Source organism: Luteococcus sp. H101, assembly GCF_038433155.1.
Taxonomy (GTDB): Bacteria; Actinomycetota; Actinomycetes; order Propionibacteriales; family Propionibacteriaceae; genus Luteococcus.
On record NZ_JBCDMW010000024.1, the window covers coordinates 16,877 to 27,074 of the forward strand.

Sequence of the window (10,198 nt, forward strand, 5' to 3'; positions counted from 1 at the left end):
CTCGGGTTCGGGGTTGGCCTGCGGACAAGCCAAGAACCCACCTCTGACAGAACCGGCCGGCCGAGCATGAGTCTGGCCAGCCGAGCAGTTGAGCCGCGAGGGTGCGTCCCCGCCTACCAGGCCCTCGACAGGCTCGGGCGCCGTGGCTGAGTCCTTGCCTTCCGGGGTCGAGTACCCTCGTCGGCATGAGCGAGCAGACCCCCGAACAGGAGCTGGCCCCCGTCGGCAAGATCGTGAAGTCGGAGCAGGAGTGGCGGGCCCAACTCAACGACCTGGAGTACCAGGTGCTGCGCCAGGCGGGCACCGAGCGGCCCTTCACTGGTGAGTACACCGACACCACCACCGAGGGCGTCTATCGCTGCCGGGCGTGCCGCACCGAGCTCTTCCGCAGCGAGGAGAAGTTCGGTTCGCACTGCGGCTGGCCCAGCTTCTTCGCCCCGCTGGCGGAGAACCGGGTGGTCTACCTGCGCGACGAGTCCATCCCCGGCCGACCCCGCACCGAGGTGCGTTGCGCCGCCTGCGACTCACACCTGGGCCATGTCTTCGAGGGTGAGGGCTACGACACCCCCACCGACCTGCGCTACTGCATCAACTCCGTCTGTCTGGAACTGGAGCCCCGGCATCCCTGAGTCGGCGGGGACAAACATCACGACAAACTCGCCAAATATGTCTCTCAACATAGTTGGCGGGTCGGGGTTAGCGTGATGAATACCGGACCGCGGAGGCGCTGGGGCCGCCGCGAACGGCTTGCTCGCAAAGGATTCCGTGATGCATCGCACCCTCGGCGCCTCGTTCCTGCTCGGCGCACTCCTGCTCCCCACCATCCCTGCCACTGCGTCCCACGCCGCCACGCCTGCGCTGGGCCCAGCCACGGCCTGGGCCAGCTTCGCGCAGCCCGACCCGTGGGTTGACCAGACGGACAACCTGCACTGGTACGTCGCGACGCCCACCCTGGACGCAGCGGCCACCACACGTCCGATCAGGTTCACCGTGAACGGCACCAGCCGCATCGACTGCGCGAATCTGGGGGTCAGCTACCAGTTGGCCGGCCGGTGGTCCTCGGTGCCGGTCCGTTCCCGCTCCTGCACCGCCAGCCGCGCCGTGCTCGAGGTCACCCCCAGCGCCGCGATGACCGGTGCCCGGATCACCCTGAGCGGATGGTCGGCCGTCGGCCAGTCGACCACCGCCACCATCAAGGGCACCATCGCGTTGGCCGGCACCACCCGCACCGCCAGCTCCACCGTCACCCGCGCCGCGGCCCCCGCGCCCGTCGGACCGCTGCGTTCCTTCGGCACCTGGCAGGGCAGGACCCTGTACGTGGCCTCGGCGAACGGGGTCAACGAGATCTGGGTGGGCGACGGCGCACAGGCCATCCGGCACCCTGCCATCAACGGCGAGATCTGGTACATCAAGCAGGACGGCTCCCGGGTGGACCTGTGGACCAAGGACGGCGCCACCCTGCGCGGCTGGCATCTTGACCTGACCACCGGCAAGACCACCTCCCAGCAGCTGGCGTCAGGCAGCATCAGCCAGCAGGGCGTGCCCGGCTTCTGGCTGCGGCTGGACGGCACCGGGGGCGGGATCGGTGGCGAGGAATGGCTCTACGACTGGGGTGGAACCCGCCACGCCACCACCCTGGCCTACGCCACCCGTCCCCAGCGCAACCTCGGCTTCGGCGAGACCCATGCGTTCGGCGTCACCGGTGGCCAGCTCCCGAACGCCATCCTGGTCTTCAGCCTGAACGGGATGCCCGAGGAACTCGCCGCGGTGCCGGGAACCATCACGGCCACCCAGCTGGACAGCACCGGCGTCGACGTGACCTACCGGCAACCGGACGGCACCGACACCCGTTCCTGTCGGGTGGAACCCGGCTGGCTGACCTGCCTGCCGCCCCGCTGACCACGGCCCCAGCCCGCTGTCGGCTCAGCCCAGGACGCTGGCGTCGAGCGCCGCGGCCGGGTCCAGGGGCTTGGTGATGATCCCGGCGGTGCGCATGAACTTCTCCATCGCGACGAATCGCTCGGGATCCAGCGTCAGCTTGGGCACCTGCTGGTCACCCCGCCACAGTGGCAGAGTGGCCTGCAGGGTGGCCCGGGCATTCTTCTGCGCTGCGGAAGCGCCCAGCCCCGGGACATGCGCGGCGCTCACCGTGATCGCCTCCTCGGGGTCGGCCACCACGGCCTGCACTCCCCCGACGACGGCCCGGCAGACCGCCCGCACCAACTCGGGGGACTTCTCCAACACGGCCCGGCTGGTGACGATGCTGCTGCTCACCAGCGGGATGTCGTCGCCCAGCGGGATCTGACGGACCGCGACGCCGGACTGGGCAAACTGCACCACGTCGTTGTTGCTGAAGCCGACGATGGCGTCCACCTTCCCGGTGGCCAGCGCGGCCTGCTGGGTGTAACCGATGGCGCGGATCTGTACGTCGTCCTTGGTCAGCGATGCATTGTGCAGCGCCAGCTGGAGCCCGAACCAGGACTCGCCATACTCCCCCGGGATGCCGATGCTGCGTCCCTTGAGATCGGCCAGGGTCTGGATGGCGGACTTCTGGGGCACGATCAGCACCACCGGGTAGCGCTGGTAGTAGCCCGCGACGGTGACCAGGCCGAGCCCCTCGGCGTTGGCCTGCAGCACCTCGTCGCCCCCGGCAATCACGAACTGCTCCTGACCGGCGCCGAGCGCGGTGAACAGGCCCTCGCTGGCACCGTGATGGCGCAGCGTGACGCTGGCTCCCTGCTGGCTGAACAGCCCCTTGTCCGCGGCCCAGTAGAAGGGGGCGAACTGGATGTTGGGGATGTAGGTCAGTCCGATGGTGGCCCGCATCCCCGTCGTACCCGACGACGGCGTCGCAGACTGCTCAGCCCGCTGGATGGCGGTGCCCTGACAGCCCGTGGCGGCCAGCAGGCCGGCGCCGCCCAGGGTGAGCAGAGCACGGCGGTCAAGCTGCGGGTTGAGGATCACTGGGTCTTCCTTTCGGGCAGTCAGGGGGTGCGCAGTTGCGCGCCGACCAGCTTGGAGCGTCGCTCCACGGTGCGGATCAGGGTGTAGATCAGCGAGGCGACGGCGCACAACAGGATGATGGTGGAGAACATCCCGGCGGTGTCCACCTGGTCTCGTTGCACGGTCAGCACCTGGCCAAGCCCCTCACCACCCATCACCATCTCACCCACCACCGCACCGGTGATGCTCAAGGTGAAGCCATTGCGCAGCCCGGCCAGGGCACTGGGCAGCGCCAGCGGCGCCTCGATCCACCACAGCACCGCCAACCGGCCGGCCCCGTCCATCCGGGCGGCGTCGACGATCTCCGGGCTGACGTGTCGCAGTCCCACCAGGCTGGTCACCAGGATCGGGAAGAAGACCATCAGCGCGCACAGCACCATCACTCCCAGCAGGCCGTAACCCACCCAGAGCACCAGCAGGGGGGCCAGCGCAATGGCCGGGATGGCCTGGGTGGCCCCCAGGAAGGGATTGGCGGCGGCGGAGAACCAGGCCGACTCGTGGATGGCCACCGCCAGTGGGAAACCCGCCAGGGCGCCGATCAGGCAGCCGCCCAGGGCCTCGGTGAGGGTGGTGCGCAGGTAGCCCCAGGTGGCCGGATCGGCGAGGTCGTGCCCCAGCCGGCCGAGTACCCCGCCCGGACTGGGCAGCACGAAGGCCGGCCAGGCGGCCACGGTCACCACCAGCTGCCAGAGCCCGACGATGAGCACGGCCAGCACCATGGGTGCCAGCACGGCCCGGGTTCGTCCGGCCACTAGCAGCAGCCGCAACCGTCGGCCGTGGGGGTGCCCCAGCTGGCCACGATCTCGGACAGCTCGCGGCGACGGCCGGTGAAGAAGGGCTGCTCCTCCTTCATGTGGCGACGCGCCTCGGCGGCCCGCAGGTCCCGCATCAGGTCGACGGTCTCGTGCAGCAGGTCGGACTCGAAGGCCAGGATCCACTCGTAGTCCCCCAATGCGAAGGCGGAGACGGTGTTGGCCCGCACACCGGGATAGGGAGCGGCCATCCGGCCGTGCTCGCGCAGCATGGTCTTGCGCTCCTCCTCGGGCAGCAGGTACCAGTCGGTGCTGCGCACGAAGGGGTAGACCACGACGGTCTTCTTGGGCTCCTCGCCGGACAGGAAGGACGGGATGTGGGCCCGGTTGAACTCGGCCTGACGGTGCAGGGCCATCTGGGACCACACCGGCAGCAGGGTCTGGCCCAACTCGCTGGCCCGCAGGGCCAGGTAGGCGTCCTGCAGGGTCTCGAAGTCCGGCGCGTGCCACCAGACCATCAGGTCGGCGTCGGCCCGGAAACCGGCGACGTCGTAGAAACCGCGGATCTGCAGGTCCCGGCCCTCGGTGGCCTTCGCCACCGCGGCCAGGGCCTCGTCGACGGCCTCGGGCCGCACGGCGGTGGTCCGGGCGAAGACCGACCACATGGTGTAGTTCAGTTCGGAGTTGATCTTGTCGACGTCCAGGCGTGCCATATCGCTTTCCTTTGTCGGTGTTGGTGTGGGTGTTCGGGCTTGGGTGCGGCGTCGGTCAGCACCCGGCCTCGGCGCGCAGCGCCGGACCCTCGGTGTGGACCAGTTCGACGATCCGGGTGAGCACCGTCGGATCGGTGGTGGGCGGCACCCCGTGACCGAGGTTGACGATGTGGCCCGGCGCCTTCGCGCCGGCGCGGATCACCTCGCGCACCCGTTCCGCCAGCACCTCCCACGGTGCCAGCAGCAGGGCCGGATCCAGATTGCCCTGTACCGCCTTGTCGGGGCCGATCCGAGTGGTGGCCACGTCCAGTGGCGTGCGCCAGTCCACCCCCACCACGTCGCTGCCGACCTCGCCCATGGCACCCAGCAGCTCCGCCGTGCCGACGCCGAAGTGGATGGTGGGGACGTCCCCGGTCAGGCCGCCGAGCACGGCCCGGCTGTGCGGCAGCACCCGTTCGCGGTAGTCCCGCTCGGCCAGCGCGCCGGCCCAGGAGTCGAAGAGCTGGACGGCCTGGGCGCCGGCGTCGATCTGCACCTGCAGGAAGGTGCCGGAGATCTGGGCCAGCCGACGGCAGAGCTCGTCCCACAGCTCGGGGTCCCCGGCCATCATGGACTTGGTCAGGGCGTGGTCCTTGCTGGGCCCGCCCTCCACCAGGTAGCTGGCCAGGGTGAACGGGGCCCCCGCGAACCCGATCAGCGGGGTGGCGCCCAGCTCCTGGACGATCGAGCCGATGGCCTCGGTGACGAAACCGACGTGGCCGGCCTCCAGCGGCACCAGCTGGTCCAGGTCCCGGCGGGTGCGTACCGGCTGGGCGATCACCGGGCCCGTGCCGGCGACGATGTCCAGGTCCACCCCGATCGCCTTGAGCGGCAGCACGATGTCGGAGAAGAAGATCGCTGCGTCCACCTGGTGCCGGCGCACCGGCTGCAGGGTGATCTCGTGGATCATGCCGGGGTCGCTGCAGGCATCGAGCATCCGGGTACCCACCCGCAGCTCGCGGTATTCGGGCAGGGAGCGGCCGGCCTGGCGCATGAACCAGACGGGCAGCTGGGTCCCCTGCTGTCGTCGGGCGGCAGCAACCAGGGTGGGCGTGGAGAGGTCAGTCACCTTCCGGATTCAACCACAGTCGGATCGGTGCGGCGAGTCTCGGCCCACCTGCCCGTCGGAGTGCATAGGGTCGGCGCTGTGAGTGCTCAGTTGCCGCCCGACGAGGATGCGCAGGATTTTGCCGCGCTGACCCGGGAACTGGAGGGCTACCGGTGGCGGCCCGAGGTGGAGGTGGAGGCCATTCCCTCCCCCCAGCGGATCGCCCCGTTCTCCACCGCCATCGCTGCCGACGTGATCAGTGAGGGCGCCGAGCTGGGCAATGGCCGGCTGGTGCTGCTGCACGACCCGCACGGGGTGGAGGCCTGGGAGGGCGTCCACCGCTTTGTCACCTTCGCCCGCGCGGAGGTGGACTTCTCCATGGTGACCGATCCCCTGCTGGCCGACGTCGGGTGGTCCTGGCTGATGGACGCGCTGCAGGGCCACGACGCGCGCTTCGCCGCCGCCTCCGGCACCGTGACGGCCGTCTCCAGCCGCTGCTTCGGCCAGATGCAGGATGATCCGGACCGGGCCGAGGTGGAGATCCGGGCCTCCTGGACTCCCCTGCTGGACCAGCAGTCCGGCGCCTGTCCCCTGTCACCCCACCTCGCCGCCTGGCAGGACCTGCTGTGCACCACCGCGGGGCTGCCCGCCGTGCCCGCCGGGATCGTGCTGCTGGGTTCGCGCACCGGAAGGAATCGATGACCAGTCCCGACACTGACCAGGCCCGCGCAACCGTGCCCGAGCCCGAACCCCTGGCCGACCTACCGGTCCTGGACGAACCGGCGGACGGCCTGCCCGCCGTCGTCGACACCCCCGAGGCACTGGCGGCCATGACCGACTCGCTGGCCGCCGGCACCGGGCCACTGGCGGTGGATGCCGAGCGCGCCCAGGGCTTCCGGTACTCCAACAAGTCCTACCTCTTCCAGTTCCGACGGGCCGGTTCCGGCACCCACATCCTGGATCCGACGGCCTTCGAGGACGCCTCCGGCGCCGCTGACCTGTCCGGTCTGGGCGAGGCCCTGGCCGATGCGGAGTGGATCATCCACGCCGCCACCCAGGACCTGCCGTGCCTGGTGCAGGCGCGGATGGTGCCCCGCGCCATCTTCGACACCGAACTGGCCGGCCGACTACTGGGGCTGCCGCGGGTTGGACTGGGCCCGATGATCGAGCAGTTCTTCGGGCTACGGCTGCTCAAGGAGCATTCCGCCGCCGACTGGTCCCGCCGCCCGCTGCCCGACGAGTGGGTGAACTACGCGGCGCTGGACGTCGAACTGCTGGTGGAACTGCGCGAACGGATGGCCGACGAGCTGCAGCGGGCCGGCAAGCATGAATGGGCCCGCCAGGAGTTCGCCCACCTGGTGGCACACTGCACCGACGAGCAGCCGGTCCGAGTGGACCGGTGGCGGCGCACCAATGGCATGCACCAGGTGCGCTCCGCGTTGGGTCTGGCAGTGGTGCGGGAGCTGTGGACCGCCCGTGACGAACTGGCGGCAAAGCTGGACAAGGCGCCGGGCCGGTTGGTGCAGGATGCCGCGATCTGTGAGCTGGCCGCCCGGGCCGCCAGCACCAAGCCGGCACACGTGCCCACCAAGGACGAGCTGCGCCAGGTGAACGGCTTCAAGCGGCGCACGGCCCGCCAGTACGAGAACAACTGGCTGGCCGCGCTGGAGCGGGTGGCCGCCCTGTCCCCCAAGCAGCTGCCGCCGCTGCGGGTCAGCCCCGACGGGCCTCCCCCGCCGCGCAACTGGGAGCGTCGCCACCCGGAGGCCTTTGCCCGGTGGAACCGGATCCGGCCCGCCACCCAACAGCTGGCCGCCACCCTGGGCTTGCCGCCGGAGAACCTGGTCAGCCCGGACGTGCTGCGTCGGATCACCTTCGAGCCGCCAGAACCCCTCACCGCGGACGCGGTGGAAGCCCGGCTGGTCGAGCTGGGCAGCCGGCCGTGGCAGCGGGAATTCCTGGTGCCGGTGATCTGCCAGTTGTTCTAGCGGGTCAGCGCTCGAAATTGGGCACCGGCCGGGTGGCGTCGCTGGGCGCGTCCACCTCGCTGGTGCCGGCCAGGTAGCAGCCCAACACCTCCCGGGCGATGTCCTGCCCGGTGAGGCCGTGGGCGGCCAGCACCTCGGTGCGGCTGGCGTGGTCCAGGAAGGTCTGCGGAATACCGAAGCACATCAGCGGGGTCTGCACCCGCATCCGGCGCATCTCCTCCGAGAGGTGGCTGCCGGTGCCGCCGACCACCATCGAGTCCTCGATGTTGACCACCAGCTGGTGCCGGGCGGCCAGGTCCACCAGCGACGGATTGACCGGCAGCGACCAGACCGGATCCACCACGCTGGTGCGCACCCCCTGGCGCCCCAGCCGCTCGGCGACGTCCAGCGCCAGCCCCATGAACTGGCCGTGACCCACCACCAGCACCTGGCTGTCCTCGGTGATCCGCAGCAGGTCCATCCCGTCGAGCTGCCGGATGGCCGGGATCGGGTCGGGCAACTTCTCCTTGGACCAGCGGACCACTGTGGGGGCATCGTCGACGCCGATCGCGGTCTCCAGCGCCTGCTCCATTCGCTGCCGGTCCCGCGGGGAGGCCAGCCGCAGTCCGGGCACCAGGCCGCACATGGAGACATCCCACATGCCGTTGTGGCTGGCGCCGTCACTGCCGGTGACCCCGGCCCGGTCCAGGCAGAAGGTAACCCCCTGCTTGTGCAACGCCACGTCCATCAGCAGCTGGTCGAAGGCGCGGTTGAGGAAGGTGGAGTAGACGGCGACGACGGGATGCAGCCCACCGGCGGCCAGGCCGGCGGCCGAGGTCACGGCATGCTGCTCGGCGATCCCCACGTCGAAGACCCGCTCCGGGAAGACCTGGCTGAACCGGGCCAGCCCCACCGGGTGCAGCATCGCGGCGGTGATGGCCACCAGCTCGGGATACCGGTCCCCCAGCTTGACCATGTGGTCGCTGAAGGCGTCGGTCCAGGTGGCCTGCACACTGGCGGACAGCGGCTCGCCGGTCAGCTCGTTGATCTGGCCGACGGCGTGGAAGCGGTCCTCCTCATTGTCCTCGGCAAACTTGAAGCCGCGGCCCTTCTGGGTGATGGCGTGCACCAGCACCGGGCCACCGAAGCCCTTGGCCTGTTCCAGGGCGCGCTCCACCATGTCCTCGTCGTGGCCGTCGATCGGTCCCAGGTACTTGATCCCCAGGTCGCTGAACATCCCCTGCGGGGCCAGCACGTCCTTCAGGCCGGTCTTCATGCCGTGCAGCAGGTCATAGGCGGGCTTGCCCACCACGGGAGTCTTGTTGATGCCCCGCTTGGCCAGGCCCAGCGCCTGCTCATAGCGACGGTCGGTCCGCATCCCGGCCAGGTGCGTGGCGAGCCCGCCCACCGTCGGGGTGTAGGAGCGGCCGTTGTCATTGACGACGATGACCAGCTTCAGGTCTTCCTGGACGGCGATGTTGTTCAGCGCCTCCCAGGTCATGCCGCCGGTCAGCGCCCCGTCGCCCACCACCACGACGACGGTGCGGTCCTCGCCGCGCAGCCGGAAGGCCTTGGCCAGGCCCTCGCCCCAGCTGAGCGAGGTGGAGGCGTGGGAATTCTCCACCCAGTCGTGCTCGCTCTCGGCCCGCGACGGATAGCCCGACAGGCCGCCCTTCTGCCGCAGCCCCTCGAACTGGCCCGCGCGGCCGGTGAGGATCTTGTGCACATAACTCTGGTGCCCGGTGTCGAAGACCAGCGGATCGTGCGGCGAGTCGAAGACCCGATGCAGCGCGATGGTCAGTTCCACCACGCCCAGGTTCGGCCCCAGATGCCCCCCGGTACGACTCACATTGGTCACCAGGAAGGCACGAATCTCCCGCGCGAGCTCGTCGAGCTCCTCGCGGGAGAGCGCACGAAGATCGCTGGGCTGGGTGATCTGGTCCAACAAAGCCATAGGGACCATCCTACGGCGGTTTCCCAAGGGGTTGCCGGACCAATTGCCCGCGGTCAGAGTTTGCGCAGGAAAATCCGCCCCCGCAGGGCCTCCTCCACCAGCATCACGGCCCGTCGCACTCGTACCAGCCGTGCCCCCTCGGTCTGGATTGCCTCCGCCGCCTGGTCCAGCACCCCGTGGTCCACGAACTCCCCCAGGCTGGGCCGCGCGGTGGCCAGCGCCTGCCGGGAGGAGCGGATCTGGCCCTCCACGAATTCGGCGGCAAAGCGGGCCAGCACGACGGGATGACGACGCAGCACCGGGTAGCCGCGGTAGTCCGCGGGGCACTGGTCCAGCAACCAACCGATCGCACTGGCCTCCCAGTCCGGCGCTCCGGGCGGCAGGACCTCGGCCGGCCACCCCGGGGGCACGTAGACCTGGTCCGGAGCCCCCTGGCAAGGGCGCTGCCCCCGGGGCACGATCCGCACGGACCCGCCGGAGTGGAATTCCTGTGGGCTGGGCTCCTGGTACTGCTTGAAGGCCACCGACATGTCGCACTCCTTCGAATATGTGTTCGATGATAGGTCGGGGCCGTGGCGCAGGGCAATCCCAGTCATCGGTCCCGATGCGAAGAAGGTTGCCACCCACCTCTGACAATTTTTCGCAAGCCCGTTCGACGCCCGGCGGGCGCGCACAACAGTCGTGGGTGACCCCAAACGGGGAGGAGGGAGACGGGAAGGACA

The 10,198-nt window shown here is 70.0% G+C and carries 10 protein-coding genes; 4 read left to right on the forward strand and 6 right to left on the reverse strand.

Annotation, left to right across the window (positions count from 1 at the left end; genetic code table 11):
* Positions 1–185: 185 nt before the first annotated feature.
* Entirely contained in the window at positions 186–629 is a 444-nt protein-coding gene (gene msrB, locus AAEX60_RS10830; RefSeq protein ID WP_342103416.1) for a peptide-methionine (R)-S-oxide reductase MsrB, read from the forward strand.
* Between the two features lie 139 nt (positions 630–768).
* On the forward strand, positions 769–1,899 hold the full coding sequence (locus AAEX60_RS10835; RefSeq protein ID WP_342103417.1) for a hypothetical protein: 1,131 nt from the start codon (positions 769–771) through the stop codon (positions 1,897–1,899).
* A 24-nt stretch (positions 1,900–1,923) separates the two neighbouring features.
* Here AAEX60_RS10835 and AAEX60_RS10840 read toward each other — a convergent pair whose 3' ends face one another.
* Genes AAEX60_RS10840 through hemE form a run of 4 tightly spaced genes read right to left on the reverse strand, consistent with a single transcriptional unit; the run spans position 1,924 to position 5,585 of the window.
* Positions 1,924–2,964 carry an ABC transporter substrate-binding protein gene (locus AAEX60_RS10840; protein WP_342103419.1) on the reverse strand — a complete coding sequence of 347 codons (1,041 nt, stop codon included), beginning with the start codon at positions 2,962–2,964 and terminating at the stop codon, positions 1,924–1,926.
* A 20-nt stretch (positions 2,965–2,984) separates the two neighbouring features.
* Positions 2,985–3,734 carry an ABC transporter permease gene (locus AAEX60_RS10845; protein WP_342103421.1) on the reverse strand — a complete coding sequence of 250 codons (750 nt, stop codon included), beginning with the start codon at positions 3,732–3,734 and terminating at the stop codon, positions 2,985–2,987.
* A gap of 20 nt (positions 3,735–3,754) precedes the next feature.
* Entirely contained in the window at positions 3,755–4,468 is a 714-nt protein-coding gene (gene hemQ / locus AAEX60_RS10850) for a hydrogen peroxide-dependent heme synthase (protein ID WP_342103423.1), read from the reverse strand.
* A gap of 55 nt (positions 4,469–4,523) precedes the next feature.
* Positions 4,524–5,585, reverse strand: coding sequence for a uroporphyrinogen decarboxylase (gene hemE / locus AAEX60_RS10855; RefSeq protein ID WP_446721310.1), 1,062 nt, complete (start codon positions 5,583–5,585; stop codon positions 4,524–4,526).
* A gap of 69 nt (positions 5,586–5,654) precedes the next feature.
* On the opposite strand from hemE, the gene AAEX60_RS10860 reads away from it, so the two are divergent.
* Both AAEX60_RS10860 and AAEX60_RS10865 read left to right on the forward strand, forming a co-directional pair.
* Positions 5,655–6,257: a DUF3000 domain-containing protein gene (locus AAEX60_RS10860; protein ID WP_342103427.1), complete on the forward strand. Its 603-nt coding sequence runs from the start codon at positions 5,655–5,657 to the stop codon at positions 6,255–6,257.
* 50 nt (positions 6,258–6,307) lie between these two features.
* Positions 6,308–7,543 (forward strand): HRDC domain-containing protein, encoded by a 1,236-nt coding sequence (locus tag AAEX60_RS10865; RefSeq protein WP_342103432.1) that lies wholly within the window; start codon positions 6,308–6,310, stop codon positions 7,541–7,543.
* A 4-nt stretch (positions 7,544–7,547) separates the two neighbouring features.
* Here AAEX60_RS10865 and dxs read toward each other — a convergent pair whose 3' ends face one another.
* Entirely contained in the window at positions 7,548–9,476 is a 1,929-nt protein-coding gene (gene dxs / locus AAEX60_RS10870) for a 1-deoxy-D-xylulose-5-phosphate synthase (RefSeq protein ID WP_342103428.1), read from the reverse strand.
* 53 nt (positions 9,477–9,529) lie between these two features.
* Positions 9,530–10,006, reverse strand: a complete 477-nt coding sequence (locus AAEX60_RS10875; protein WP_342103429.1) for a hypothetical protein — start codon at positions 10,004–10,006, stop codon at positions 9,530–9,532.
* Between the last annotated feature and the right edge of the window lie 192 nt (positions 10,007–10,198).